24 protein-coding genes and 1 pseudogene are annotated in these 25,645 nt (G+C 62.9%); 7 read left to right on the top strand and 18 right to left on the bottom strand.

Annotated elements, in window-relative coordinates:
* Positions 1–32 precede the first annotated feature (32 nt).
* From cheW to fliD, 11 genes and pseudogenes are all read right to left on the bottom strand, one after another.
* A complete protein-coding gene (gene cheW / locus J0A90_RS02415) occupies positions 33–533 on the bottom strand; it encodes a chemotaxis protein CheW (RefSeq protein ID WP_035471726.1) in 501 nt (166 codons plus the stop codon).
* Positions 530–2,680 (bottom strand): chemotaxis protein CheA, encoded by a 2,151-nt coding sequence (gene cheA / locus J0A90_RS02420; RefSeq protein WP_207035884.1) that lies wholly within the window; start codon positions 2,678–2,680, stop codon positions 530–532. Before cheA ends, cheW begins: the two co-directional genes overlap by 4 nt.
* Before the next feature lie 353 nt (positions 2,681–3,033).
* Positions 3,034–4,119 (bottom strand): flagellar motor protein MotB, encoded by a 1,086-nt coding sequence (motB, locus tag J0A90_RS02425; RefSeq protein WP_207035885.1) that lies wholly within the window; start codon positions 4,117–4,119, stop codon positions 3,034–3,036.
* Positions 4,116–5,003 (bottom strand): flagellar motor stator protein MotA, encoded by an 888-nt coding sequence (gene motA / locus J0A90_RS02430; RefSeq protein ID WP_207035887.1) that lies wholly within the window; start codon positions 5,001–5,003, stop codon positions 4,116–4,118. The genes motB and motA overlap by 4 nt, the downstream gene beginning before the upstream one ends.
* Positions 5,004–5,187: 184 nt before the next feature.
* Entirely contained in the window at positions 5,188–5,778 is a 591-nt protein-coding gene (gene flhC, locus J0A90_RS02435) for a flagellar transcriptional regulator FlhC (protein WP_207035889.1), read from the bottom strand.
* 3 nt (positions 5,779–5,781) lie between these two features.
* Entirely contained in the window at positions 5,782–6,114 is a 333-nt protein-coding gene (gene flhD, locus J0A90_RS02440; RefSeq protein WP_207035890.1) for a flagellar transcriptional regulator FlhD, read from the bottom strand.
* Between the two features lie 298 nt (positions 6,115–6,412).
* Positions 6,413–6,832, bottom strand: a complete 420-nt coding sequence (locus J0A90_RS02445; RefSeq protein ID WP_233076639.1) for an EscU/YscU/HrcU family type III secretion system export apparatus switch protein — start codon at positions 6,830–6,832, stop codon at positions 6,413–6,415.
* Positions 6,739–7,503: pseudogene (locus tag J0A90_RS18735) on the bottom strand (flagellar hook-length control protein FliK); the annotation flags it as partial. The pseudogene J0A90_RS18735 and the gene J0A90_RS02445, both read right to left, overlap by 94 nt.
* A gap of 470 nt (positions 7,504–7,973) precedes the next feature.
* Complete coding sequence (locus J0A90_RS02455) at positions 7,974–8,354, bottom strand: flagellar protein FliT (protein ID WP_207035897.1); 381 nt, start codon at positions 8,352–8,354, stop codon at positions 7,974–7,976.
* A gap of 14 nt (positions 8,355–8,368) precedes the next feature.
* Positions 8,369–8,767, bottom strand: a complete 399-nt coding sequence (gene fliS / locus J0A90_RS02460) for a flagellar export chaperone FliS (RefSeq protein WP_207036137.1) — start codon at positions 8,765–8,767, stop codon at positions 8,369–8,371.
* 21 nt (positions 8,768–8,788) lie between these two features.
* On the bottom strand, positions 8,789–10,117 hold the full coding sequence (gene fliD, locus J0A90_RS02465; RefSeq protein ID WP_207035899.1) for a flagellar filament capping protein FliD: 1,329 nt from the start codon (positions 10,115–10,117) through the stop codon (positions 8,789–8,791).
* 281 nt (positions 10,118–10,398) lie between these two features.
* Between fliD and J0A90_RS02470 the strand changes: the two genes are divergently transcribed.
* The 7 genes from J0A90_RS02470 to J0A90_RS02500 all read left to right on the top strand — a co-directional run bounded on the left by J0A90_RS02470 (position 10,399) and on the right by J0A90_RS02500 (position 15,234).
* Entirely contained in the window at positions 10,399–10,899 is a 501-nt protein-coding gene (locus tag J0A90_RS02470; RefSeq protein WP_207035901.1) for a hypothetical protein, read from the top strand.
* Positions 10,900–11,045: 146 nt separating this feature from the next.
* Positions 11,046–11,669: a CBS domain-containing protein gene (locus J0A90_RS02475; protein ID WP_207035903.1), complete on the top strand. Its 624-nt coding sequence runs from the start codon at positions 11,046–11,048 to the stop codon at positions 11,667–11,669.
* Positions 11,653–12,726 (top strand): asparaginase, encoded by a 1,074-nt coding sequence (locus J0A90_RS02480; protein ID WP_233076429.1) that lies wholly within the window; start codon positions 11,653–11,655, stop codon positions 12,724–12,726. The genes J0A90_RS02475 and J0A90_RS02480 overlap by 17 nt, the downstream gene beginning before the upstream one ends.
* Positions 12,723–13,412, top strand: a complete 690-nt coding sequence (queC, locus tag J0A90_RS02485) for a 7-cyano-7-deazaguanine synthase QueC (RefSeq protein WP_207035905.1) — start codon at positions 12,723–12,725, stop codon at positions 13,410–13,412. The genes J0A90_RS02480 and queC overlap by 4 nt, the downstream gene beginning before the upstream one ends.
* Positions 13,413–13,439: 27 nt before the next feature.
* Positions 13,440–14,132 carry a 7-carboxy-7-deazaguanine synthase gene (queE, locus tag J0A90_RS02490; RefSeq protein ID WP_207035907.1) on the top strand — a complete coding sequence of 231 codons (693 nt, stop codon included), beginning with the start codon at positions 13,440–13,442 and terminating at the stop codon, positions 14,130–14,132.
* Positions 14,132–14,983: a 6-carboxytetrahydropterin synthase gene (locus J0A90_RS02495; RefSeq protein WP_207035909.1), complete on the top strand. Its 852-nt coding sequence runs from the start codon at positions 14,132–14,134 to the stop codon at positions 14,981–14,983. Before queE ends, J0A90_RS02495 begins: the two co-directional genes overlap by 1 nt.
* On the top strand, positions 14,980–15,234 hold the full coding sequence (locus tag J0A90_RS02500) for a YkgJ family cysteine cluster protein (protein ID WP_207035911.1): 255 nt from the start codon (positions 14,980–14,982) through the stop codon (positions 15,232–15,234). The genes J0A90_RS02495 and J0A90_RS02500 overlap by 4 nt, the downstream gene beginning before the upstream one ends.
* A 191-nt stretch (positions 15,235–15,425) precedes the next feature.
* On the opposite strand, the gene J0A90_RS02505 is transcribed toward J0A90_RS02500, so the two are convergent.
* The 7 genes from J0A90_RS02505 to tig form a co-directional block, all read right to left on the bottom strand.
* Positions 15,426–16,448: an NADP-dependent oxidoreductase gene (locus tag J0A90_RS02505; RefSeq protein ID WP_207035913.1), complete on the bottom strand. Its 1,023-nt coding sequence runs from the start codon at positions 16,446–16,448 to the stop codon at positions 15,426–15,428.
* A 128-nt stretch (positions 16,449–16,576) separates the two neighbouring features.
* The gene (locus J0A90_RS02510; RefSeq protein WP_207035915.1) at positions 16,577–18,406 is read right to left on the bottom strand and encodes a SurA N-terminal domain-containing protein; all 1,830 of its coding nucleotides are present in this window, start codon (positions 18,404–18,406) and stop codon (positions 16,577–16,579) included.
* 261 nt (positions 18,407–18,667) lie between these two features.
* Positions 18,668–18,940, bottom strand: coding sequence for a nucleoid-associated protein HU-beta (gene hupB, locus J0A90_RS02515; protein WP_035471690.1), 273 nt, complete (start codon positions 18,938–18,940; stop codon positions 18,668–18,670).
* A gap of 178 nt (positions 18,941–19,118) precedes the next feature.
* Positions 19,119–21,521 carry an endopeptidase La gene (lon, locus tag J0A90_RS02520; protein WP_207035916.1) on the bottom strand — a complete coding sequence of 801 codons (2,403 nt, stop codon included), beginning with the start codon at positions 21,519–21,521 and terminating at the stop codon, positions 19,119–19,121.
* Positions 21,522–21,782: 261 nt separating this feature from the next.
* Complete coding sequence (gene clpX, locus J0A90_RS02525) at positions 21,783–23,075, bottom strand: ATP-dependent Clp protease ATP-binding subunit ClpX (protein WP_207035918.1); 1,293 nt, start codon at positions 23,073–23,075, stop codon at positions 21,783–21,785.
* Between the two features lie 64 nt (positions 23,076–23,139).
* Complete coding sequence (gene clpP / locus J0A90_RS02530) at positions 23,140–23,760, bottom strand: ATP-dependent Clp endopeptidase proteolytic subunit ClpP (RefSeq protein ID WP_035471683.1); 621 nt, start codon at positions 23,758–23,760, stop codon at positions 23,140–23,142.
* A gap of 125 nt (positions 23,761–23,885) precedes the next feature.
* On the bottom strand, positions 23,886–25,241 hold the full coding sequence (gene tig, locus J0A90_RS02535) for a trigger factor (protein WP_207035920.1): 1,356 nt from the start codon (positions 25,239–25,241) through the stop codon (positions 23,886–23,888).
* Positions 25,242–25,645: the final 404 nt, after the last annotated feature.

Genomic DNA, 25,645 nt, shown 5'->3' on the forward strand with positions numbered 1-25,645 from the left:
GCGGTCTTGATCTGCATGGCGCTGGCGAGAGCTCAACCCTGCGTGGCGGTGCGGTCGACCAGTTGCATCTCTTCGTGAGTCAGCAACTTCTCGATGTCCACCAGGACCAGCATCCGATCGTCGAGGCTGCCGATACCGTTCAAGTAGTCGGAAGAGAGCGTGACGCCGAACTCGGGGGCCGGCTTGATCTGATCCGGCGTGAGGCTCATGACGTCGGAGACGCCGTCGACCACGATACCCACGATGCGATCAGCCACGTTGACCACGATGACCACGGTCTGACCGCCATACTCGACGTTTTCGAGATGGAATTTCAGGCGCAGGTCGATGATCGGCACGATCACGCCGCGCAGGTTGGTCACGCCCTTGATGAACTCGGGCACGTTGGCGATCCGAGTGACGTTCTCATAGCCGCGGATCTCCTGGACCTTGAGGATGTCGACCGCATACTCCTCGTCGCCCAGGGAGAAGACCAGATATTCGTTGCTGGCTGCCTCGCTGACGATGGCCGCCACGCTCGCTTGTGCTGTCATGCTGGCTGTACCTCCACTGAATGATGGTGTTTCGCCTGATGGCGCTGCTGGGACTTGCGCCGATCGAGGCGATGCAAGTCGGCGATGTCGAGAATCAGGGCGACGCTGCCGTCACCCAGAATGGTCGCCGCGGAGATACCCGGCACCCGGCGATAGTTGGTTTCCAGGTTCTTCACCACGACCTGCTGCTGACCGATCAGGTCATCGACCAGCAGCGCATAGCGGCGGCCCTCACCCTGGACGATCACGGCGATCGCTTCGGTTACCGTGGTCTTGGCACCCGGAATGTCGAGCGCATGGTGCAGCGTGATGATGGGCAGGTACTCGTCGCGAACCTTGAGCACCTGGTCATCGCCGGCCATCGAGTAGATATCCTCGTCCAGCGGCTGCAGCGATTCGAGCACGGCGTTGAGCGGCAGCAAAAAGGTCTCCTCGCCACAGCGGATCGACATACCGTCGAGGATGGCGAGCGTCAGCGGCAGCACGATTCGCGTATTGGTCCCTTTGCCCGGCTGGCTCATGATCTCGACGTGGCCGCCCATTTCCTGGATGTTGCGCTTGACCACATCCATGCCCACACCGCGACCGGAGACGTCACTGACCTGCTCGGCGGTGGAGAAGCCCGGCGCGAAGATCATCTGCCAGACATCATCGTCACTGATGTTATCCGGAATGGTCAGGCCGTTGGCGCGCGCCTTGGCCAGGATCCGATCGCGGCTGAGCCCGGCACCGTCGTCGATAACCTCGATCAGGATATTGCCGCCCTGATGCTGGGCCGAGAGCGTCAGCCGCCCCGTACGCGACTTACCTGCGGCCTCGCGCTTGTCCGGCGATTCGAGACCATGGTCGAGACTGTTGCGCACCAGGTGCGTGAGCGGATCGATGATGCGCTCGATCAGGCTTTTGTCGAGCTCGGTCGATTTACCCTCGGTGACCAGCTCGACTTCCTTGCCCAGCTTGTCGGCCAAGTCGCGCACCAGCCGCGGAAAGCGGCTGAAGACGTAGTCCATCGGCATCATGCGCACCGACATGACCGCCTCCTGCAGGTCGCGCGCGTTGCGCTGGAGCAGGTTCATGCCATTGACCAGCGGACCGTGGGAGACGATATCCATGTCGCTGGCGGTCTGTTCGAGCATCGACTGAGTAATGATCAACTCGCCCACCAGATTGATGATCTGGTCGACCTTGTCGACGGGCACCCGAATGGTGCCGGATTCACCGCCCTTGGCCTTGGCCTTGGGCGCTGCCTTCGCCTTGGCGCCACCCGGTGCAAGCGGCTTGGGCGCCGCCGCGCTCTCTCCAGCACTCGCCCCGGTCGAAGGTGCACTGGCCTGGCTCGGCTCGGCGGCGGCAGGCTCGACATCGGCCGAGCTGGAAGCCGGCGCGCTCGTGCTGGCCGGGGGCACCTCAGCAGTGGCAGAAGATGCCTCGATCTGCAGTTGCTCGGGCTCGATGATGAAGCACAGTACCGCCTCGATATCGCTCTGGGATTCAGAACTCTCGAGAGTGACCTGAAAGCGCGTCTCGTCACCGGATTGGGCACCGATGTCACCGAAGTGCTTGAGCTCATCGACCAGCAGCTCACGATCCTTGGCACTCACCCCAAGCAGCGTGATGGTGAGCTGACGCGCCCCAGAAGCCGCCGACTCACTGGCGTCGGGGGCTGCAGACTGGGTCTCGGGCTCGGGCTCGGGTTCCGCAACAGGCGCCGGCGCGACAGCCGGCGTTTCCGCCGCCGCAGAGACGGCGTTGCGCAGACCCAGCTCGTCCTGTGCGATCTGCTGGAGGATGCGACAGATGCGCTCGAACGCTTCGGCATCGGGTTCATTGCCGTTGCGATAAGCATCCAGTTGATCGTGAAGCATGTCTTTGGTTTCCAGGAACGTGTCGACGATGTCGCGCCGCAGGGTCAATTCGCCACGCCGGGTATAGTCGAGAAGATTCTCCAGGATGTGCGTCGTCTCCTGGAGCACCGTGAAGCCGAACGTCCCAGCACCGCCCTTGATGGAGTGCGCTGCGCGAAAGATGGCGTTGAGATCCTCGACATCGGGATCGTCCACGTCCAGCTCGAGCAGCAGGCGTTCCATGTCCGCAAGAAGCTCCTCGGCCTCTTCGAAGAACGTGTCGTAAAAATCACTTATGTCCATTATGAAGCACCCAAGCCATTGATAATGCTGGCACGATAGCGAACTCGGCACGGCCTAACCGCTTGCACCAACGCCCGTTCATGGCAACCCGTGCGCTGAAAAGCGTCGTTACCTGCCACTATCGGCAGCGCATGCGGATTGTTTAGGTGTTGGCGTTAAATACCCGTCTCTGCGGGTCACCCGGCGGGCGAAAGACCCGGCACGGGAGGGAATGGAGTCAGACATGGCGCCCGCCAAGCGACCGATCGGCCAGCAGCGAGTCCAACATCGGGACCCGCGGGCCCTCTCGACGCCCTCACCAGGATGTCTCGGGCCAGGCCCGATAGCCGCTCACGCACAGAAACCAAGGCCGCCTATCTGGACTGGGCGCCACCTGCCGGCGTGGCGGTAGCAGCCGGTGCGGCGGGCGTCTGCCCCCCCGGCGTGGCGGCCTGGCCAACTGACGGTGTTGGCACCGCAGGTGCCGCATCGCTACCCGGCACGCCGGTGGTAGCCGGCACTGCGGGAGTCGCGTCATTACCCGGCACGGCGATTGCCGGCGTCGGAATCTCGCCGCCACCGTCAGACTGTCCCTGCCCATCGAGCGGGTTGGGCAACGCCGACTCGTCGCGCTGCTCGATCGCCCGTGAGGCACGGTTATCGAGTACGACGATGCTGATGCGACGGTTGACGGCGTCAGTCGGGTCGGTGCCCGGCAGGGTGACGCGCGAGCCCATGCCGGCAACGCGCAGCAACTTGTCGGGCGACAGCCCGCCGGCGATCAGCTCGCGTCGCGAGGCGTTGGCGCGGTCGGCGGAGAGCTCCCAGTTGCTGTAGCCTTTTTCGCCCCCGGCATAGGGCAGCGCATCGGTATGTCCGCTGATACTGATCAGGTTGGGCATCTCGTTGAGCACAGGCGCGATCTTGTGCAGGATCTTGACCATGTAGGGCTCCAGCCGATCGCTGCCGAGCTCGAACATCGGCCGCTGATCGCTATCGACGATCTGCACGCGCAGTCCTTCAGGGGAGAAGTCCATACGCAGCTGCGACTGCAGCTGACGCAACTGGGGGTCATTACGAATCACACTGCTCAGGCGATCACGCAGGGCACGTAGCATGCGCTGCTCGTCGCTGGGGCGGGTCTGCTGACGCACGTCGATCCGACGCACCTCTCCCTTACTGGCAGTGGGGTCGGCGCCGCCACCGGGGATGGCACTGCTACTGGCGGTATTCTTGTCGCCCCCCGTCAGCGCCACCGCCAGCGGGGTGCGGAAGTACTCGGCAATACTCTCGAGTTCGTTCTCACTGACGGTCGAGAGGATCCATAGCACCAGGAATAGCGCCATCAGCGCGGTCATGAAGTCGGCGTAAGCGATCTTCCAGGAGCCACCATGATGACCCGCCTTCTGTACACGCTTGCGCTTGACGATGATCGGGCGCCGCTCACCCCCTGCACTCATGAGTTGTCCGTCCCTGTGCCTCTCAGAGTCTGGCCGCTGGAGCGCACGTGCTCTTCCAGTTCACTGAACGACGGCCTCACCGCCGTAAACAGCGCCTTGCGCCCGAATTCCACCGCCAGCTGAGGCGCAAGACCGTTGAGGCTGGCCATCAGCGTCACCCGGATGCACTGCAGCATCTTGGTCGCTTCACTCACTTGGAGATTGAGATGGTGAGCCACCGGGGTAACGAAACCGTAGGCCATCAGAATGCCGGCAAAGGTACCCACCAGTGCCTGGGCGATCATCTGCCCCATCATTGCCGCCCCCTGATCTGCAGCACCCAGGGCGTGCACCACACCCATGACCGCGGCCACGATGCCGAACGCGGGTAGGCCATCGCCGACCGCGGATAGCGAATGCGCCGGCACCTCGGCCTCGTGCTGGAAAGTCTCGATCTCGTGCTCCATCAGCGCGTCGATCTCGAACGGGTCCATGTTGCCGCTGACCATCAGCCGCAGATAGTCGGTCAGAAATGCCATGATCATGGGGTCGGAGAGAATCTTGGGATAGTCGGCGAAGATCGCGCTCTCCTGGGGCGAGTCGATATCGCGCTCGATCGCCAGCATGCCGTCGCGACGCGCCTTGGTCAGCAGGCGGTACTGGAGCGCCATCAGCTCCATGTACATCATCTTGTTGTAGCGCTTGGTGCGCTTGAGCTTGGAAAACGATTTCAGCGTCGCCTTGATCGCCTTGCCGTTGTTGGCACAGATGAAGGCACCGACCGCGGCGCCCCCGATCATCACGAACTCCCAGGGCTGTATCAGCGCTCCCAGGTGGCCGCCGATCGCCGCATAACCTCCGAAGACGCTACCGATGACGACGATGTAACCGATTAAAATCAACACGAGGCATGCTCCTGGGGATGATACATGGCGAATCTGACCTTTCTATCGGCAGATGCCAGGCCCCACTTGAGGGCGACCGGTACAGAAAGCCGACAACCCTTGCGTATTCCTACCTATGACCGACCCCAACCATCAAACGCAAAACGGGCCCTCGAAAGGGCCCGTCGGGATCGCAGCACGCGTTTCAGCGTGAGGCGGCACGCCGCAGCGGCGGCAGTTGTTCAGTGTCGCCCCCAGACTCCTCGCCGACACTACGCTTGGCCTTGCGCGTCTTGCCGGCCCGGGAAGGCGGCTGGCAAATGCCACAGATATAGTCGCGTGTCGGGCTGTGGGCGTGAGCGACGAAATCCCCACCGCATCCCTGGCAGCGTGAGAGCTGCAATAGATCGCTCTCGAAGAAGCGCACCAGGGTCCAGGCGCGGGTCAGTCCGAGCGTGGGCTCCGCCTGATCCAACTGGACCTGCTCCAGGTAGAGCCGGTAAGCCTTGACGAAGGCGCTCATGCGCTCGCAGCCAAGCTCATCGTTGAGACGACGGTAAATGTTGTAGAACAACGAAGAATGGATATTGGGCAGCCAAGTGACGAACCAATCCGCCGAAAACGGCAGCATGCCCTTCGGCGGCGACATACCCTTGACTTCCTTGTACAGCTTGATAAGTCGGCCACGGCTCAACGCGGTCTCGGTCTCGAGTACCTGCAGACGAGCCCCCAGCTCGATTAGCTCGATAGCCAGCTGAACCTGCAGCATCTCCCCCACCAGGCTCTTGTCACTCATGACTCAACCCTCCTGGGATGACGGCAGCGCAATACGATTGGCCCCCGCCATCAGCAGCGCGGCGTGAGTCTGGCTGAGCCCCTGAGCGCGCGGATTGTTGAGCAACAGATCGAGCTGACGCGCGTCGGAGAAGCGCAGATGACAAAGCAGCTGATTGGTGCGCGACAGTTGGGTCAGCTGCTTGATCGAAAGGCCCGCGATGGCGTCTGCCATCTCGGCATCGAGATTCAAGCGAAACATGGCCGTTTCGCGGTCTTCATTGAGCAGCCGCTGAACCAGCAGCAGATAGGACAGATTGAGGTCCTGTATGTCTTCGAGGCAGCCATTCTTGTGCATGTCTGGGATCCCTGCGTATGGGTTTTTGTCGGCGCCCGTGCTGCCGGACGCTCCGCCTGCTCGTAAGCCATTCATGCTTACATCAGATCTTTGTGATGGATATAGTGTGCAACTTTTGGATGAAAAAAATCAACCTTTGTTACTAAATTTTTCTTAGAGTAACGTTTTTTGTGGTGCAAGCACCCTTCTTCATGCTGGAAGTGACTGATTGTTCTAGATGTTTAGAAGAGGTTAGCGCTCTCACGTTACAAAATGATGAGCCGCCAATCGGGCACCAAGCCCGCGGATACACCTAGATCTAACGGACTTCCGCCGACAGCGCGGCGTCATCGACCTGGGCAATCCACACCAAGAGCTCTGCGACCACCTGGTAGAGCGACTCCGGGATGCGCTCGTCGAGGTCGACCTGCATCAGCAGGGCAACCAGCTCGGGCGCATCGTGCACGAAGATGCCTGCAGCGCTGGCCGAGGCGATGATGCGTTCGGCCACGTCGCCATACCCCTTGGCGACCACCCTCGGCGCATCGTGACGCTCGCCAGAGTAGGCCAGGGCTACGGCACGTTTACGCGCATCGCTGTCGCTCATGCCCGCTTCTCCTCGGCCATGTCGAGATCGACGCGCAGCTGCCTTGCGTTGAGCTGCTCGCGCAGCGCCGGCAACGCCTCGACGATGCGCTGCTGCGCCTGCGCATCGCCCGCGGCAATCACGATGCGCCAGTGATCTGCGGCAACGCTCTCCAGCTCGACCTCGATCTCGCCCAACCGCGGCAGCGTCAGACGGATCTCGCCACGCCATTGACGCTGAGACTGTTCACGTTCGCCGGAGCCCTCCGATTGCTCATGCGATTCATGGTAGGGCATCTCCGTGAGCATGAAGAACATCGGCATGCCCGGCAGCAGTTGCCCTTCCCAGCGCAGTGTCGGCGACGCCATCAGCTCGAGCTGATGACGCACCAACGACTGTAGATGCTCGGGCGGCTGCTGCGACAACTGATGCAGATGCCTCGGCAACACAGAGTCTTCACCCGCGGCGACTTGTGTGCCGCCGCCCAGCGGCGACGAAGCCGTAACGCCGGCAGCCGGCCGCGCTGCGACCTGAGTGCCATCTGCCCGGTACGCCCCAACCCCACCACTGGGCGAAGTACCGGCCGGAGAAGCACTTGCTGGAGTCGTGCTCACACCACCGCGCGCTGCCGCGGAGGCCATTGAAGAGGCGCCCCCGGCGTGTCCATCACCGCGAGGAGCAGAACCGGAAGACGACGCCCCCGGGCGCTCCAGCAGCAGGGAGCGCCATGCCGCCAGCAGTGGCGAAAAGGCAGCCTGGGGCTGCGGCGTGGGACGAAAACTGAGCCCCATCCAAGCCTGAGGCTCTTGCCAGAGCTTGGCCATCGGGTAACTACCCTGCAGCCAGCGCGACAGATGGGACTCATAGAAGACCCCGCTCCCGCTGATACTATTGGCCAGCGCACTGGCTACTGATTCTGCACTTGGGTTACGCGCCGACAACAGCGCAGAGGCAGCAGTGATGGTAGAGCTTTGTGCCACCGGGTGGCGTGCCAGCAGTTGAGATATCTCCACCGCGGCGCGGCTCAATGAGGTTTGCGCCGAGGCCAGCGGCGCCGCTCTTTCCGATGTGAGTAGCGCCTGACGGCCCGTGGCCGAGCGCGCCAGGTCACCCTCGGGCGCGATCAGCCTCGGCTGACTCTGGCCATGCAGGCGCGAGTCGCTGCGGGCAGGTTGTATCGCATCGAAAGAGGCCTTGGGCGAGACCGGCGCCGGCTGATCCCGGAGCACGGGAATATCCACCCGCTTGCCCAGCACCTGGTGCAGCAGGGTGTCCAGAATCGGGGTAATACCGCTCACATGCTGCCGTCGGGCGCGTTGAAGCGAAGGCGCGTGGAGACACCGCCACGCCCACCCTGATAAGCCTGCCCCAGCGCTTGCTGGCGTCGCGAGTTGCCGATCATCTGCGACAACTCCTCGCGGCGGGCGTCGAGCAGACGCCGTGTTTCGGCGTCCTGGGTCAGGATCTGCTCGAGCAATTGAAGCTGATCCTGGCGCTCACTCTCGCTCAGAGAGCCCGAGGCGCCAATCACGCGCACCCGATCCAGCTCCACCGCATAGCGGGCCTCCTGCTGGATCAACGCTTCCCAATCCTGAGACCGGGCATAGCCCAACATGACGCTGGAGACTTCCAACAGCTCGCGGTAACGCACCACCACGGACTCATGCTCCGCCATTCGACCTCCTACGCTCACGAGGTAGCTCCGGCAGCGCGCAGTTCGCGCCAGCCCGAACCGAGATCATCGAGGATAGCCGCAGCCTGAACCAACGGCGCAGCGTCGTCCCGCAGGTTCGCCTGCAGCAGTAGACGCGATACGTAATCGTAAAGACGCGCCAGATTGGTCGCGATCTCGCCGCCCTTCTCATGGTCAAGGGCTGCGGACAGGCCGTTGTTGACGATGTCGATCGCCTTGGAGATCGCCGCGCCCTTAGCCACACGATTACCATCCTGCAGGTGCAACTGGGCACTGCTGATGGCCGCCTGGGCACCATCGAACAACATCACGATGAGCTGATGCGGATCGGCAGACATCACCGCCGACTCCACTCCTACTCTCGCGTAGGCACCTGCGCCCCGTCGATTGGTCATCATCATGCTAGGCACCTATCACTACTGGGTTTGTGCACTGAGCGCGCTGAACTGTTGGGTCAGGTAGCTGCTCATGGAGTTCATCTGCGATACCAGAGAATCAAGCTGGCTGAACTGCTTGCGATAGCGATCGATGGTGCTGGAGATCGAATCCTGCATGCGCGAATAGCGGTCGCTGAGACTCTCCAGCGTCGAGTCGATACCATCGGTCGCCGCCTCCAGCGAGCCGCCGCTGTCGAGAATCGTCCCCATGGTCTTGTCGAAGCTGGCGGCGAAACCGCTTTCGCCGTCTGCCCCGGCAAAGAACTGGCTGACGCCATCGGTGTTATCGGTCAGCGCCTGGTCGAGCTTGTCGCTATCGATCTTCAGCGTGCCGTCGAGCTGGCGTTCGATGCCCAGATTGGACAGCAGGCTATAGCTGCCTCCATCATCGTTCGGCGTACTCAGGGCACCACGCAGCCGCGACTCGATCGTGCGCATGGTGGAGTCGCCCAGCAGCAGGCCTGCCGTATCGGTATCCGCGTTGTACGCGGTGAGCGTATCGGCGGTCTTCTGCACCGCGTTGTAAGCATCGACGAACGCCTTCACCGACGCGTTCATCGCCTCGGTATCCTTGGACACTGTCAGCGTCGCCGGACTGTCGGTGGTAGCGTCGAGCTTGAGCGTTACCCCCTGAACGGCCTCCTCGACGGTATTCGTCTGACTCTCGATGTCGATGCCGTTGACCGTGAGCTTGGCGTTCTGCGCATCCACCTTGGTCTCGAAGCTGAAATCATCGTCGCTGGAGAAGGAGATGCTCGAGTCAGTACCGGTCTCGTCGGAGGTCATCACCAGGCGATAGCCGGTACCATCATTGATGATGGAAGCACGCGCACCGCTATCCTTGGCGTTGATGGCATCACGGATATCGCTGAGCGAATCGCCGTCGGCGTAGTCGACATCGATCTGGTCGCCACTGCCGACGGTGAAGCTCAGGGTGCCGCTAAGGCCAAGATTGTCGGACTTGCTATCGAAGCCCTTCGAGGCAGAGGACTGCGCCTGGGCCAGCTGCGACACCTCGATCTTGTAGCGCCCAGCCTCTGCACCCTCACTGGTGGAAACGCTCACTGCACTACCGGTGATCTCGCTACCGACAGCGGTGAAGGTGGCAGGATCGCCGAGTTTGCTGGCAGCGTCGCGCAGCGCACTGAGCGAACTCTCCAGCTTGCCGAAAGCCGACAGCCTGGTCTTGTAGCTGCTCTGCTGCGCAGCGATCGGTTCGAGCCGCTTGTTTTCGGCTGCCTGGAGATCGCTGAGCAAGCCGTTCAGATCCAGGCCGGAGCCGATACCCAGGGACGCTATGCTAGCCATGATGCCTCTCTCGTTCTGGATGCCATTTCTACCACGCCGGGCTCACTTATAGCGGCTGAACAGGCGTGATTCGGGTCGTCTTATCACATGATCGGCCGACGACACACAAAACTTTAGCATTTACTGCAACGTCTTCATGTCGCCACGAGGTCTTGCCGGCAGGAGACGATGCCGTCACGAGCGAAAGGCGCGGCGGCGCCTTTGCGTAACGCGCGGGTGGCCAGAGGATGGCCGAATAGGCGATCATAGGCGGCTGACGATTCGTCATTAATGGAGAAGACATGGACGCGAACTCCCTCTACGCCGACTACCGCCTGTGGCAGCGCTTCCAGCGCCAGGATCAGCTGTCGCGCGAGCATCAGGCAGCCGTGCGCAAGCTGGCAGAGACCGGAGCCATGGCGTCTCGTGTCACCGAGGCTTACCGCAGCATGGCGGACCGCGGCGCCAAGGAGGGCGCAAGCTATCGCACCCTGTTCCAGCGCCAGCGTGAGAATGGCGACAATCTGGCCTGCGAGGGCTGGCTTTTCGTGCGCCGAGTACTCACCGAAGGCGGCACCACACGTATCCGCGCCACCCTGTTCGAGGGGTTCACGCTCGAGCAAGGGACGCTGACGCCCTCCCCAGATACGGGCGTCAAGATCACGCTGGACATCTATGACGAACTGCTGATGCAGAACAGCCTCAAGCTCGGCTGTCGTACCGATCGCCACGACGACGCACGCGATACGCGCTTCATCACCTTCCTGGATAGCGTACGTGGCGACCTGCAGCAGCGCGGCTGATATTGCGCCGCCCCCTTATCGACCGATCTGCCGCCGTGTGAGCGACGTCACCGCGGCAGGCCGGCAGCGCTCTTCCTTTATTAAGATACATCTCGATTCAGACACTTAGATACTTCTCGATTCAAACACTTGCCGGGAGATTTTCGATGGACAAGACACCCCACCCCTCCAAGGTCCACTTCACCGCGCTACCGCTGGCTAGCCTCGATGGTGTCAGTGGTATCGTACAGCCCGAAGCGCCAACGCACAGCGTCACGCTGGAGAGCCCGGCAGTGCTGCTGGTTACCGACTTCAGTATCAGCCGACCGCACACGCTGCCGACTTCGAGCTCCGTCGATCAGGCGCTGGAGACCATGAAGCAAGCCGGTGTGCGGCTGCTGATGCTGATCAATCCCGAAGGCCGTTTCACCGGCGTGGTCAATGCCCGCGAGCTGATCGGCGGCCGTCGCGTCACGCTGGCCATGCAGCAGCATCAGATCGGCCGCGACGAGGTAACGGCGGAAATGATCCAGACACCGCGCAGCGAGCTGCACGCCCTCTCCTACAGCCGAGTCTCACACGCCAGTGTCGGTGATTTGGTCGAGACTCTGAAATCCTCCGGCGATCAGCACGTTCTGGTCACCGAACCGGACGGCCAGAGCGGTGAGCGCATTCGCGGCATGATCTCCGCCTCCGATATCAGTCGTGCGCTGAGTGTCGATCTCAACCATCCGCCGGAAGCGCGCACCTTCGCCTCGATCTGCAAGGTGATCCGTGGTTACGACCTCTGACACAGCGTCGCGGCCGCTGCTCGTCATCTACGCAGGCGGCACCATCGGCATGCAGGCGTCTAGCCGCGGGCTGATCCCCGCCGGCGACATGGCGGCACGGTTGGAGGCGGCGCTGGCGACGCTGCCGCCGCTGCGGCGGCGTGCGCTGCCAGCCTACGCGCTATGGGAATCACCCGAGCCGATCGACTCCAGCAGCGCGACTTTTGCCGACTGGTCGGCGCTCGCTGCGCTGATCGCGGCGCAGTACGAAGACTATGCCGGTTTCGTCATCCTCCACGGCACCGATACCCTAGCCTGGTGCGCCTCGGCGCTGGCCTTTCACTTGCAAGGGCTGACCAAACCGGTGGTGGTGACCGGCTCGCAGCGCCCGCTGGGCCAGCCCGACAGCGATGCGCTGGACAATCTCGAAGCGTCACTGGCTTTCGCCGCCGCTCCGGGATGGCGCGAAGTCGGCCTGTGCTTTCATGGCCGGCTGCTGCGCGGCTGCCGTGCGCGCAAGTGGTATACCCGTGACGACACCGGCTTCGAAAGCCCCAACTGGCCGCTGCTTGGAGAGCTGGTGGATGGTATCGCTGCCCTCTATCCCGCGCGCGCCTGGCGCGACGAAGGCGCGCCACGCTTCGAACTATCGGCACGGGACCCGGCGCCCCAGATGGTTCGCGTGACGCTGTGGCCCGGTATCGATGCCACACTGGTCGAACGTTGGCTCGAGGCACCTCAAGTAGACGCTGCGGTACTGGAGTGCTGGGGTAGCGGCAACCTGCCTGACGACCCCGCGCTGATCGGCGTGCTAGCGCGCGCTGTCGCCGAGGGCAAGCCGCTGGTCGCCCTCAGCCAGTGCCCGATCGGCGGCGCCGCTCCCGGCACCTACGCCAGCGGCCAGATTCTCAACGACATCGGCGTCATGTCGGGTGATGACATGACCGTCGAGGCCGCCTGCAGCAAACTGACGCACCTGCTCGCCCAGGGCCTGCCCCAGGAAGAGCTCAGACGCCGCTTCCTCACCCCGCTGGCCGGCGAGCGCGGCGCATTCACGCCACAGGTTGATAACGCATGACGCCTCCTTCGACGCCCGCCTCGGCCGACCCCGCCGTGGTGATCTACTCCGGCGGCATGGACTCGTTCACCGTGCTGCATCGCGCGCTGCGCGAAGGCTACGCGGTCCACGCGCTGTCGTTCGACTATGGCCAGCGCCACGCCCGTGAGCTGGAAGTCGCACGCCATGTCTGCCAATCGCTCGACGTACCCCACCGCGTGGTCGACATCCGCGCCATCCACCAGCTGATCGGCAACTCGGCGCTGACCGACACCAGCCGTGAGCTGCCCAAGGGTGATTACGGCGAGGAGAACCTCACCGCCACGGTGGTGCCCAACCGCAACATGATCCTGCTCTCGCTGGCGATCGGGCACGCCGTCAACATCGGTGCTAGCAAGTGCTTCTACGGTGCCCATGGTGGCGATCACGTGCTCTATCCGGACTGCCGTCCGGCATTCGTCGAGCGCATGAATGATGTCGCCGCGATTGCCAACTTCGAAGCGGTCGAGATCGTCGCCCCCTATCTGCACGCCGACAAGACGCGCATCCTTGCCGACGGACTCGCCATGGGCCTTGACTACGCCGACACCTGGACCTGCTATCTGGGCCAGGCTCAGGCCTGCGGCGAGTGCGGTAGCTGCCGCGAACGTCTGGGCGCGTTCGAGAGCCTAGGGATGACGGACCCGCTGCCCTACGCCACCTCCTGACCATCGCCAGATCGAGACACCCGCTTCATGTATAGCGTCAAGGAAGCCTTCTACACGCTCCAGGGCGAAGGCGCCCAATCCGGACGCGCCAGCGTTTTCTGCCGCTTTACCGGCTGCAATCTGTGGTCCGGGCGCGAGGTCGACCGCGCGCGGGCGCAGTGCACGTTTTGCGATACCGACTTCATCGGCACCGACGGCCAGAACGGCGGCCGCTTCGCCGATGCCGAGGCGCTGGCCACCCACCTCGCGGCACTCTGGCAGGGCCCTGTAGATAGCCATTCGGACAGCTCTTCGAACAGCTCCTCGAATAGCCCCGAATCACGCCGCTACGTCGTGTTCACCGGCGGCGAACCGCTACTGCAGCTCGACGCGACACTGCTCGCGGCGATGCACGCGCGCGGCTTCGAGATCGCCGTGGAGACCAACGGCACCCTGCCGGTGCCCCCCGGCGTCGACTGGATCTGCGTCAGCCCCAAGGGCGACAATAAACTGGTCCAGACCCGCGGCGACGAGCTCAAACTGGTCCACCCTCAGCCGGGCGTGGACCCCGAGCGCTTCAGCGGACTCGACTTCACTCACTTCTTCCTGCAGCCGATCGACCCTGAACCCGGGCGCATCGCGACAGACCGCGCTCCCATGGCCAGCGTGGTCGACTACTGCCTGCGCCACCCCCAGTGGCGCCTGTCGCTGCAGACGCACAAAATCGCTGGAATCGATTGATGACCCTGTTCGTGAACAACCTGACCAATATCGACGCCTCGATCTGGTCACCGCAGCTCGGCCTGATGGGGGCGAGCTGGCACGTCGACGTCGAACTCGATGGCGAGCTCGGCGAGGATGGCATGCTGTTCGACTTCGGCGAGGTCAAGCCATGGATCAAGTCGCGTCTGGACGCCGGCCTCGATCACACCCTGCTGGTGCCCGCTCAGGCTACCGGCGTCAAGGTCGAGGAGTGCCTGGAAGGGCTGCATGTGAGTGCCGAACTCCCCTACTCGTTCGAAGTGCGCGCACCGCGCCAGGCCTTCACCCTGCTGCCCTGGGGCGAGATCAACGCCGAACGTCTCGGCGCCTATCTCAGCCAGGAGTTGAGCAAGCGCCCGCCGCCACGGGTGGAGGCAATCCGCGTACGCCTGCGCGAGGAGCTTCCCGACGGCGCCATCTACACCTACAGCCATGGCCTCAAGCACCACGCCGGGAATTGCCAGCGCATCGCCCACGGCCACCGCTCGCATCTGCGCATCTGGCGTGACGGCCAGCGCGACCCGGAGCTCGAGGCCCACTGGTCACGACAGCTCGACCACAGCTATCTGGTCGACGAAGAGGACGCGGTCAATCCACGCGAGAGCGGACCGCTCAAGGTGCGCTATCGCAGCGCCCAGGGCCAGTTCCAGCTGCGTCTGCCGCGGGAGCGCTGTCATATCCTGCCCGCGCCCACGACGGTGGAGCATATCGCCGCCTGGCTCGCCCGGCAGATCGCTCAGGCCAGCGGCGCGCATATCCGGGTGCAGGCGTTCGAAGGCATCGATAAGGGCGCCCTGGCCCAGCATCGCGGCGAGCCGAGCCCCGCATGAGCAACTGTCGTCCCGGCTGCGGCGCTTGCTGCATCGCCCCGTCGATCACCTCCCCCATCCCCGGTATGCCACAGGGCAAGCCCGCGGGGGTGCGCTGCGTCCAGCTCGATGACGACAATCTCTGCCGACTGTTTGGCGATCCCCGCCGCCCTGCGGTATGCGCCCGCTTCGACTTCGACATCGAGCTGTGCGGCGACAGTCGCGAGCAGGCGCTGCAGCTGATCACACGGTGGGAGCACGCCACGCAGTAGCCAGGCGTGGCAGAGAGCGCGGCACGCCGCATGCCGGAGACCCGCGCGGCGCCGGCGATCCGCACGGCGCCAGCAGTCGTAATACATGCACGCACGCCGTGAGAGACCTTTGCCATGCAAAAGGCCTCGGCCGCAGATAGCAGCCGAGGCCCTTCACCTCATGGTGGCAATTGAAAGATAACGGTATAACTTCAGACGTCAGCGGCACTGGCGTCGAGTCGTACCAACATCTTGCCCTCGTTGTCACCGGAGAAGAGCTTCAGAAACGCTTCCGGCGTCCGCTCGAGCCCCTCGATCACGGTCTCGCGATAGCGCATCTTGCCGGCGGCAACCTGCGGTGCCACCTCGGCCAGGAACGTCGGATAGTGGGCCCAATGCTCGGCGACGATGAATCCCTCCATGCGCGCCTTGCGAAATAGCAGCCGGTTGAGATTGCGCGGCCCGTCCCCCGCCTGGGCGTCGTTGTAGCGGTCGATCAGCCCGCACACCGCGATGCGCGCGTGGTCACGCAGATTGGCCAGCGCCGCGTCCAGCAGCGGCCCGCCGACGTTCTCGTAGTAGACGTCGATACCCTCCGGCGCCGCCTCGGCCAGCGCCTGGGTCAGCGCCTCGACATCCTTGCCGCGGTAGTTCACCGCCCGCGCGCCAAGCCCCTCGAGCCATTCGCACTTGGCATCGCTGCCGGCGACGCCAACCACCTGGCACCCTGCAGCGAGCGCCAGCTGCACCGCCAGCGAGCCCACCGCGCCGGAAGCCGCGCTGACCAGCACCCGATCTCCCGGCTGCATCTGTGCGATCCGGTTGAGCCCGGTCCAGGCGGTCATGCCGGGCATGCCGAGCACCCCGAGATAGGCCTGAGGCGGCACATCGTGCTCGGGCAGCGGTTCGACCTGATCGGCCGACAGCTGAGCCACATCGCGCCACCCCGCCATATGGCGGACGAGATCGCCCGACGCATAGCGCGAATCCTTGGAGGCCACGACCTCTCCGACGGCTCCGCCATCCATCGGCGCATCGAGGGCGTAGGGTTCGACGTAGGTGGTGACGCCACTCATGCGTCCGCGCATGTAGGGATCGACCGACAGCCACAGATTACGCACCCGCACCTCGCCCTCGGCCAAGGGCGCCAACGACTGTTCACGCAGCGCGAACTGATTCTCACGCGGCAGGCCCTGGGGAATCTCGGTGAGTGCGATATAACGACTGGTAGCCATAAACGAAAAAGCCCTCCTGGCAAGTAGATACGTCGATCTAGCCTAGGAGGGCATACGCTTTCCGGCAAGCCATGCGCTTGCCGGAAAGCAAGCGCCGGGTGCGGGCACCCGGCGCTCGCAGACACAGCTCATTGCTTCTCGATCTTCGCCTCGCTCTGCAGCGACTCGCTCAAACCTTGAATGGCGTTCTGTGCCTTGATGCGCTGAGCCAGGCGACGGGTGAAGTCGGCGCTCTGGGCATCGGGCTTGCCGGCCATCACCTTGTCGAGCGCCACGATGGCGACGGCGTCGGGCAGCTCGACGCTGGTGTAGCTGGCACCCTCGGCAGCCGGGCGCGGCAAGCCGAAGGCCGCCTCCAACACCGGCTGGGGCACACCGTCGGCGCCGTCACGAGTGACCGCATCGACACGCTGCCAATTCAGCCCGGACACCGTCTCGCCCTGTTTCAGGCTGGCCACCGCCTGCTCGGCCTGGGCCTTCAAGCGCTGGCGCGTCATCTCAGCCTTGACCGCTGCGGTGACCCTGTCGCGCACCTGGTCGAGCGGCAGCACGCTGGCATCGCGATGGTCGACCACCCGCAGTACCACGCGCTGCTGGGCGTCGGTCTCGATGGCTTCGCTGTTGTAGCCATCCTCGAGCACATCCGGCGAGAACGCGGCGGCGATCACGTCGGGGTTGGAGAGCACGCCTTCACCGCCGCCATCGCGCGAGAACCAGTCACTACTTTTCAGTGGCAGCCCCATATCCTTGGCCACACTGGCCAGATCATCGGCTTCATAGGCATCATTGGTCAGTTTCTGGACCGCCTCGTTGAAGGCATCCTGCGACTGCGCCAACTGAACCTCCTTGACCAGCGCCGCCCGGTCCTTCTCGAAGCTGGGGATCTCGATGTCGGTCACCTTGATCAGATGCAGGCCGTAGTCCGACTTGACGATCTGAGAGACCTGCCCTTGATCCAGCGCGAAGGCAGCGTCGTCGAAGGCCTCACCGAAAAAGCCCTTTTGAATGACACCAATGTCACCGCCCTTGGCCGCGGAGGAGCTGTCATCCGAGTAGGTCTTGGCCAGCTTGGCGAAATCTTCGCCTTTGTCCAGCTTGGCCTTTACCTCCTCGAGCCGCGCGCGTGCCTGCTGCTCGGTGCGGTCGCCATCACCGTAGGTGACCAGGATGTGCGAAACCCGACGCGGCGCAGCCTTGCGATCCTGCTCGTAGGCCTGGCGCAGCTCGGCATCGGTCACCTCGACGTTGTGCGCCAGGTCCTGCTGATTGAGCACCAAGTAGTTGACCTTGACCTGCTCCGGGCGCCGGAAATCGTCCTGGTGCGCCTCATAATACTGCTGGATCTCGGCGTCGCCCGGCGTCACCGGCTCGGCCAGATCGTCAGGCGTCAGCCGCGCGTAGCGAAAGCTACGCTGCTGCTGCTGCAGCGCGGCGAGGCGCTGCTGCTCGCCGGGCAGCACGAAGGCCGACACCGCCAGGCCCTGCTGGATCTGGCGCCGCAGGGTGTCAGCGCGCAGCTCGCGACGAAACGCCGCCGGCGTATAGCCAGCCTGGGCCAGGCGAGTGGTGAACAGCTGGTCAGAGAAGCGGCCCTGTTGATCCTGGAACTCGGGCAGCGACACGATGATCTGATCGAGCTGGGTATCGGAGACGAACAGACCACCCGCCTCGGCGTACTGGTCCAGCGTCTTCTGACTAATCAGCTGGTCGAGCACCTGGGCACGATACTGGCGCTCCTGCTCCGGCGGCACCTGGCCCGAGCGAATGCCCCGCTGCACCTGGGTCTCCACCGCCTGGCGACTGATCGCCTCGCCGTTGACCTTGGCCACGTCGTTGCTGCCCGACTGGAAATAACTGACCAGTGACTCCGCGCCAAACAGCGCAAAGGTCACGATGATGGCCCCCACGATGACCTTCGCCACCCAGCCTTGGGAGCCTTCACGAATTTTCTGCAGCATGCTGTCCTCGCATGTCGGTAACCCTATCTTCGGGGCGAATCGTACACCGCCGCACACGACCAATGCATCCCTATCGCGCGAGCCTCAAGCCGCTATGGCAAGGGCAGCGCCCGTGGTCGTCGCACGCCGTCACGCCTTGAAAGGCGGTCATAAAAAAAGCGCATCGCTGAGGCGATGCGCTTACATGGTTACGGACCTGACCGTGCGTAACAGCCGCAGCTAAGTCACCCGCGGGAACAGGGCCCGTATCACGCGGCAAACTTAGTTTACAGCGTCCTTGAGCGCCTTGCCCGCCTTGAAGCTGGGCACCTTGGCAGCACTGATGTTGATCGGCTTGCCAGTCTGCGGGTTACGGCCGGTGCGTGCAGCACGCTCCTTGACCGAGAAAGTCCCGAACCCAACCAGTGCCACGGAGTCGCCGTTCTTCAGGCTGTCGGACACGGACTCGATCATGGCGTCGAGTGCACGCGTCGCAGCTGCCTTGGGAATGTCGGCAGACGCGGCAATGGCTTCGATCAGCTCGGATTTATTCACACTTCACCCCTTGACTGTGTACAAAATTGAGAGGAAATCGACGCGCAATCTCTAACTGCGATAGCGATCACAACAAGTGGGCATTTTATAGCAATGCTCCAATTATGCTGTCAATCAAGATCTCGAGAAAAACCGCGTCACGTCTGACTTCACGCCTCGAATTCTCGCCGGAATTCGATCAATGTGTGCTGACATTGGCCTGCGATGAAGCGGCATCGTCGGCACGCTTTTCATCGGCTTCCAGCGGGTTCGTCAAGGCCACCGCCAGCACTTCGTCGATCCATTTCACAGGACGGATATCCAACGCGCTCTTGATGTTGTCAGGCACCTCTTTGAGGTCCCGACGATTCTCTTCGGGAATGAGCACGGTCTTTATACCACCGCGCCGTGCAGCCAGCAATTTCTCCTTCAGGCCGCCGATCGGCATCACTTCGCCGCGCAAATTGACTTCGCCGGTCATGGCGACATCGCAGCGAACGGCGCGCCCGCTGTAAGCCGAGATCATCGCGGTGACCATGCCGATACCGGCGCTGGGGCCATCCTTGGGGGTGGCGCCCTCAGGCACATGGATATGCAAGTCTTCCTTCTCGAAGCGCTCTGGATCGATACCCAGCTGTGGGGCCCGCGCGCGCACCACCGTATGGGCAGCGCTGACCGACTCCTTCATCACGTCACCCAGCGAGCCGGTCTTGTTGAGACGACCCTTGCCCGGAGTCACAACGGATTCGATATAGAGGAGTTCGCCACCCACCGAGGTCCATGCCAGGCCGGTGACGCGCCCCACCTGATCGTCCTGGTCGGCCAGACCGTAGCTGTAGCGGCGCACGCCGGCGTAGCGATCAATATCTGCTGCTGCCAGAGTCTGACCCGCCTGGGCACCCTGGCCCTTCTCCGCTTCCAGGCGCTCGCGCAGCACCTTGCGGCACACCTTGGCGATCTGCCGCTCGAGCTCGCGCACACCCGCCTCACGAGTGTAGTAGCGAATCAGCTCGAGTACCGCCTCGTCACCGAAAGTCAGCTCCTGGTCCTTGAGCCCGTTGGCCTTGAGCTGCTTGGGAATCAGGTAGCGCTTGGCGATGGCCAGCTTCTCGTCTTCGGTGTAGCCCGGCAGCCGGATCACCTCCATGCGATCGAGCAGCGGCCCAGGGATATTCATCGAGTTGGCAGTGCAGATGAACATCACATCGGAGAGATCGTAGTCGAGCTCCAGATAGTGATCGTTGAACTTGTCGTTCTGCTCCGGATCGAGCACCTCGAGCAGCGCCGAGGCAGGGTCACCACGGTGATCCATGCCGATCTTGTCGACCTCGTCGAGCAGGAACAGCGGATTGCGCACCCCGGCCTTGCTCATGCGCTGGATCAGCTTGCCCGGAAGTGACCCGATGTAGGTGCGCCGATGGCCGCGAATCTCGGACTCGTCGCGCACGCCACCCAGGGCCAGACGCACGTAGCGGCGATTGGTCGCCCGCGCAATCGACTGCCCCAACGACGTCTTGCCCACGCCCGGCGGACCGACCAGACACAGCACCGGGCCCTTGAGCTTCTTGACCCGCTTCTGCACCGCGAGATACTCAAGGATGCGCTCCTTGACCTCTTCGAGGCCATGATGATCCTCGTCGAGCACCTTGGCCGCCAACGGCAGATCATGCTTGACCCGGGTGCGCTTCTTCCACGGTACCGAGAGCACCCAGTCGAGATAGGAGCGCACCACCGTGGCCTCGGCAGAGGTCGGCGACATCATCTTGAGCTTGTTGAGCTCCTGAGTCGCCTTGTCCACGGCCTCCTGCGGCATGCCCGCTTCCTGGATGCGCTGCTCGTACTTCTCGGCCTCGTTGGGCACGTTCTCGAGCTCGCCCATCTCCTTCTGGATGGCCTTCATCTGCTCGTTGAGATAGTACTCGCGCTGGGACTTCTCCATCTGGTCCTTGACCCGCGACCGGATCCGCTTCTCGACCTGCAGCAGGTCGATTTCGGACTCGATCAGTGCCATCAGGTGCTCGATGCGATCGCGCACGCGATCCATCTCCAACAGCTCCTGCTTGTCATCGATCTTCAATGACAGATGTGCGCAGATGGTGTCGACGAGACGGCTGGGATCCTCGATCTCCTGCAGTGAGGAGAGCACCTCGCTGGGCACCTTCTTGGACAGCTTCACATACTGCTCGAACTGATTGAGCAGCACCCGAACCAGCGACTCCTGCTCGCGCTCGCTGAGCGGCTCGCTGTCGCGCGGCGTGGCATCGGCAGCGATATAGCCACCCTCTTCCTCGACCACGCGCTGCACGTCGACGCGGAAGGCGCCTTCGATCAGCACCTTCACCGTACCATCGGGCAGCTTCAGCAGCTGTTTGATATCGGCGACGGTACCGACGCCGAACAGGTCATCGGCACCCGGGTCGTCATGCGCCGCTTCACGCTGGGCGACCAGCAGGACGCGCTTGTCGCTCTCCATGGCCGTCTCGAGCGCACGGATCGACTTCTCGCGTCCGACGAACAGCGGGATGACCATCTGCGGATACACCACCACGTCGCGCAGCGGCAGCAGCGGAAGTTTGAGTGTCTGGTCTGAGCTCTGCGCCATTACAGCATTTCCTCGACAAACGTTCGGATGGGTGAGCCACCAGAGCGGCAATAGCGGGGTACGTGGGGGCGAGTCCGCCGGGTTCCAAGGGGGAAGCGACCTTGACCTGACACGATGATGTCATGCCCCCGACATCAAAGGGACACGCCAACGCCGCTGCACGGCCGAGGGCATCGTGGTCCCGGCAGGCAAGCGGTCCCGACATGCAAAAAGGGGCCCCTGAGGGCCCCTTCCCTGAGTCGAGACGTCAACGCGGAGGCGTCAGCCGTCCTTGTTGGCGACCCGGCTCTCTTCCTGCTTGGAGTAGATCAGCAGCGGCTCGCTATCACCCGAAATGACGGACCCATCGATTACCACCTTGGTCACACCTTCGAGAGACGGCACGTCGTACATCGTCTCCAGCAGCACCGATTCCAGAATCGAGCGCAGACCACGAGCACCGGTCTTGCGCTCCATCGCCTTGTGCGCCACGGCGCGCAGCGCGTCCTCACGGAAGTCGAGCTCGACGTTTTCCATCTCGAACAGGCGTGAGTACTGCTTGACCAGCGAGTTCTTGGGCTCGACGAGAATCTGGATCAGCGCCTCTTCGGTCAGCTCTGTGAGCGTGGCGATCACCGGAAGACGACCGACGAACTCGGGGATCAGGCCGAACTTGACCAGATCTTCGGGTTCGACATTGGCCAGCACGTCACCGACGCCCTTGTCGCTCTCTTTACTCTTGACCGTGGCGTTGAAGCCGATGCCGCCCTTCTCGGCGCGATCGCGGATCACCTTGTCCAGACCGGCGAAGGCACCGCCGACGATGAACAGGATATTGCCGGTATCGACCTGCAGGAACTCCTGCTGCGGATGCTTGCGCCCGCCCTGGGGAGGCACCGAGGCGGTAGTGCCCTCGATCAGCTTGAGCAGCGCCTGCTGGACCCCTTCACCCGAGACGTCACGGGTAATCGACGGGTTGTCCGACTTGCGCGAAATCTTGTCGATCTCGTCGATGTAGACGATGCCGCGCTGCGCCTTCTCGACGTCGTAGTCGCACTTCTGCAGCAGCTTCTGGATGATGTTCTCGACATCCTCGCCGACATACCCTGCTTCGGTGAGCGTGGTCGCATCGGCGATGGTGAACGGCACGTTGAGCAGCCGCGCCAGCGTCTCCGCCAGCAGGGTCTTGCCGCTGCCGGTCGGACCGATCAGCAGGATGTTCGATTTGCCCAGCTCGATGTCGTCATTCTTGCCACCACTCTTGCCGCCGCCACGCAGCCGCTTGTAGTGGTTGTAGACCGCCACCGACAGCACCATCTTGGCGCGATCCTGGCCGATGACGTAGTCATCCAGCGTATTGCGGATCTCACGGGGTACCGGCAGGCGATCCTCATCGCTCTCGGCGTCGGCTTCCAGCACCTCTTCGCGGATGATGTCGTTGCACAGATCGACACACTCGTCACAGATGTAGACGGACGGACCTGCGATCAGCTTGCGCACCTCGTTCTGATTCTTGCCGCAGAACGAGCAGTAGAGCAGCTTGCCGTTGTCGTCTTTGCCTTTACCGTCGGCCATTCGTGTACCTCGTCAGGACGGCGATGCCGAGCATCGCCGTGTGAAACCTTGACTCAAAACGCTATCAGGATACCGGGCGCTTATCCAGCTTGGCGTCGATCAGCCCGTACTCTACGGCCTGGTCGCCATCCATGAAATTGTCACGGTCGGTGTCCTGGGCCACCTTGTCGATATCCTGTCCGGTGTGATCGGCCAGAATCCGGTTGAGCTTGTGACGAATCGTCAGAATCTCCCGGGTATGGATCTCGATGTCGGAAGCCTGCCCCTGATAGCCGCCCAGCGGCTGGTGAATCATCATGCGCGAGTGCGGCAGACAGTAGCGCTTGCCCTTGGCGCCCCCGGTCAACAGGAGTGCCCCCATGCTCGCCGCCTGACCGATACACACGGTCGATACGTCCGGCTTGATGAACTGCATGGTGTCGTAGATCGACATGCCCGCGGTGACCGAGCCACCAGGAGAGTTGATGTAGAGGTGGATATCCTTGTCCGGATTCTCCGACTCCAGGAAGAGCAGCTGCGCCACCACCAGATTGGCCATGTAGTCTTCGACTTGGCCGACCAGGAAGATGACACGCTCCTTGAGCAGCCGGGAGTAGATGTCGTAAGACCGCTCGCCGCGCGCACTCTGCTCCACGACCATCGGAACCAGGCCGCCGGCATTACTGATGTCGAACTCGTTACGCATCGCGATTTCCTTGCATCTGGTGAGTGTCACACTCCTCTAGGCGGTGGCCGCGAACCCACTTTGCCGCCGCCAACCACCGCCGAACCCCGGCATCTTGCCGGGGCCCGTCGCTTACCAAGCAGCGTTTATGCTTTGGAATCGCTCTCTTCGCTCTCATCTTCATCGGCCGCGTCGTCCGATTGTTGAGCGGACTGCAGCACATCTTCATAGCTCATGCTCACGTCTTTAACCTGGGCCTGCGCCAGCAGCTTGTCAACGGCCTTGTCTTCGAGCACCGCGGACTTGATCTGGTTCTTGAGCTCGTCGTTCTTGAGATACTGCTCGATCACCTGCTCCGGCTGCTGGTACTGGGTCGCCAGCTCCTCAGCGCGGGCACGGATCTCGTCGTCGCTCGCCTCGAGTTCGTTCTGCTTGATCACTTCGGCCAGCAGCAGGCCGACCTTGACCCGGTTGCGCGCCTGATCGGCGAACAGCTCATTGGGCAGCTGGCTGACGTCGAAATCTTCGCCCAGGCCGAACTGCTGTGCTGCCTGACGCTTGAGACCATCGGTCTCCTGGTCGATCAGCGACTGCGGCACGCTGACTTCGTTGGCCGCCTGCAGCGCCTCGAGCACCTGCTGCTTGACGCGATTCTGCGTGGCCTGATTGACCTCGCGCTCCATGTTGCTCTTGACTTCGGCGCGGAACTTGTCGAAGTCACCATCATCGACGCCGAACGCCTTGATGAACTCGGCATCGACTTCCGGCATCGTCTTGGCCGACACCTCGTGCACTTTGACCGCGAAGGTCGCTTCCTGACCGGCCAGATGCTCGGCCTGGTAATCTTCCGGGAAGGTCACCTGGATGCGCTTCTCTTCGCCGGCGCTGGCGCCCACGAGCTGTTCTTCGAAGCCCGGGATGAAACGGTTGGAGCCCAGCTCCAGTTCGTGCCCTTCGGCGGCGCCGCCCTCGAACGGCTCGTCACCGAGGAAGCCCTCGAAGTCGATCTTGACCTGATCGCCCATCTCGGCGCCACGCTCGACCGGCTGGAACTCGGCGCGCTGGGTGCGCAGGGTCTCGATCATCTGATCGATGTCGGCTTCGGTGATCTCGGTCTGCGGACGCTCGACCTCGGTACCGGCGATGCTCTGAAGCTCGATCTCCGGGTACACTTCCAGCGTGGCCACGAACTCGAGATCCTTGCCGTCCTGATTGACGGTCGGTTCGATCGAGGGGTAGCCGGCCGGGTTGAGGCTCTCTTCGGTGATGGCGCGCACGTAGTGCTGACGCATCAGCTCACTGACCACTTCGTTGCGCACGTCCTGACCGAAACGCTGGCGCACGACGGCCATCGGGATCTTGCCTTGACGAAAACCATTCAGACGAACGCGCTTGGCGGTGTCTTGCAGACGAGCGGCAACGGCCTGATCGACCTCGCTCGCCGGCACCTGGACGGTGATGCGACGTTCGATCTGGGATGTCGTCTCAACGGAAACTTGCATAGATGATCCTCTACCGACGGGAGCGTTCTGTGATTGCAACTTCAAAAAATAAGGGAGAGATTCTATGAATCCCCATGCCTACTGGCAAGCAGACTTGCCGCCTACATTGGGCTGAAGCGCCCGAAAACCAAGGGGCAGCGGCGAAAAACGCCAGAATAAAAGGATGACTCCTCACCACCGACAGACGATCGCCGCCTTCAGACAGCGACAGACCGCACGAGGCAGACCGCCTCGGTCACGGCATAGACCACGCAAAAGCGCGACGTTCGGACATATCGATCCACGCCGCAGGCGCCAAGGTGAGCACGAGCCGAGGTCAATGCAGGCCAAGGTCAGTGCGGGCCGAGATCAATGCGAACGAGAACAAGGAGAAGAACCACAAGGACATCTGAAGGGACAGAAAT

The organism is Salinicola sp. DM10 (assembly GCF_017306975.2).
In the GTDB taxonomy this organism is placed as follows: Bacteria; Pseudomonadota; Gammaproteobacteria; order Pseudomonadales; family Halomonadaceae; genus Salinicola.

Excerpts from the sequence above, each read along its gene's own strand:
- cheA (WP_207035884.1), bottom strand. The coding sequence starts at position 2,680 with ATGGACATAAGTGATTTTTACGACACGTTCTTCGAAGAGGCCGAGGAG.
- queC (WP_207035905.1), top strand. The coding sequence starts at position 12,723 with ATGACGCCTCCTTCGACGCCCGCCTCGGCCGACCCCGCCGTGGTGATC.
- queE (WP_207035907.1), top strand. The coding sequence starts at position 13,440 with ATGTATAGCGTCAAGGAAGCCTTCTACACGCTCCAGGGCGAAGGCGCC.
- flhC (WP_207035889.1), bottom strand. The coding sequence starts at position 5,778 with ATGAGTGACAAGAGCCTGGTGGGGGAGATGCTGCAGGTTCAGCTGGCT.
- flhD (WP_207035890.1), bottom strand. The coding sequence starts at position 6,114 with ATGCACAAGAATGGCTGCCTCGAAGACATACAGGACCTCAATCTGTCC.
- cheW (WP_035471726.1), bottom strand. The coding sequence starts at position 533 with ATGACAGCACAAGCGAGCGTGGCGGCCATCGTCAGCGAGGCAGCCAGC.
- J0A90_RS02505 (WP_207035913.1), bottom strand. The coding sequence starts at position 16,448 with ATGGCTACCAGTCGTTATATCGCACTCACCGAGATTCCCCAGGGCCTG.
- fliD (WP_207035899.1), bottom strand. The coding sequence starts at position 10,117 with ATGGCTAGCATAGCGTCCCTGGGTATCGGCTCCGGCCTGGATCTGAAC.
- lon (WP_207035916.1), bottom strand. The coding sequence starts at position 21,521 with ATGGCGCAGAGCTCAGACCAGACACTCAAACTTCCGCTGCTGCCGCTG.
- J0A90_RS02475 (WP_207035903.1), top strand. The coding sequence starts at position 11,046 with ATGGACAAGACACCCCACCCCTCCAAGGTCCACTTCACCGCGCTACCG.
- clpP (WP_035471683.1), bottom strand. The coding sequence starts at position 23,760 with ATGCGTAACGAGTTCGACATCAGTAATGCCGGCGGCCTGGTTCCGATG.
- J0A90_RS02470 (WP_207035901.1), top strand. The coding sequence starts at position 10,399 with ATGGACGCGAACTCCCTCTACGCCGACTACCGCCTGTGGCAGCGCTTC.
- J0A90_RS02500 (WP_207035911.1), top strand. The coding sequence starts at position 14,980 with ATGAGCAACTGTCGTCCCGGCTGCGGCGCTTGCTGCATCGCCCCGTCG.
- J0A90_RS02510 (WP_207035915.1), bottom strand. The coding sequence starts at position 18,406 with ATGCTGCAGAAAATTCGTGAAGGCTCCCAAGGCTGGGTGGCGAAGGTC.
- J0A90_RS02455 (WP_207035897.1), bottom strand. The coding sequence starts at position 8,354 with ATGGCGGAGCATGAGTCCGTGGTGGTGCGTTACCGCGAGCTGTTGGAA.
- J0A90_RS02495 (WP_207035909.1), top strand. The coding sequence starts at position 14,132 with ATGACCCTGTTCGTGAACAACCTGACCAATATCGACGCCTCGATCTGG.
- motB (WP_207035885.1), bottom strand. The coding sequence starts at position 4,119 with ATGAGTGCAGGGGGTGAGCGGCGCCCGATCATCGTCAAGCGCAAGCGT.
- clpX (WP_207035918.1), bottom strand. The coding sequence starts at position 23,075 with ATGGCCGACGGTAAAGGCAAAGACGACAACGGCAAGCTGCTCTACTGC.
- tig (WP_207035920.1), bottom strand. The coding sequence starts at position 25,241 with ATGCAAGTTTCCGTTGAGACGACATCCCAGATCGAACGTCGCATCACC.
- fliS (WP_207036137.1), bottom strand. The coding sequence starts at position 8,767 with ATGACCAATCGACGGGGCGCAGGTGCCTACGCGAGAGTAGGAGTGGAG.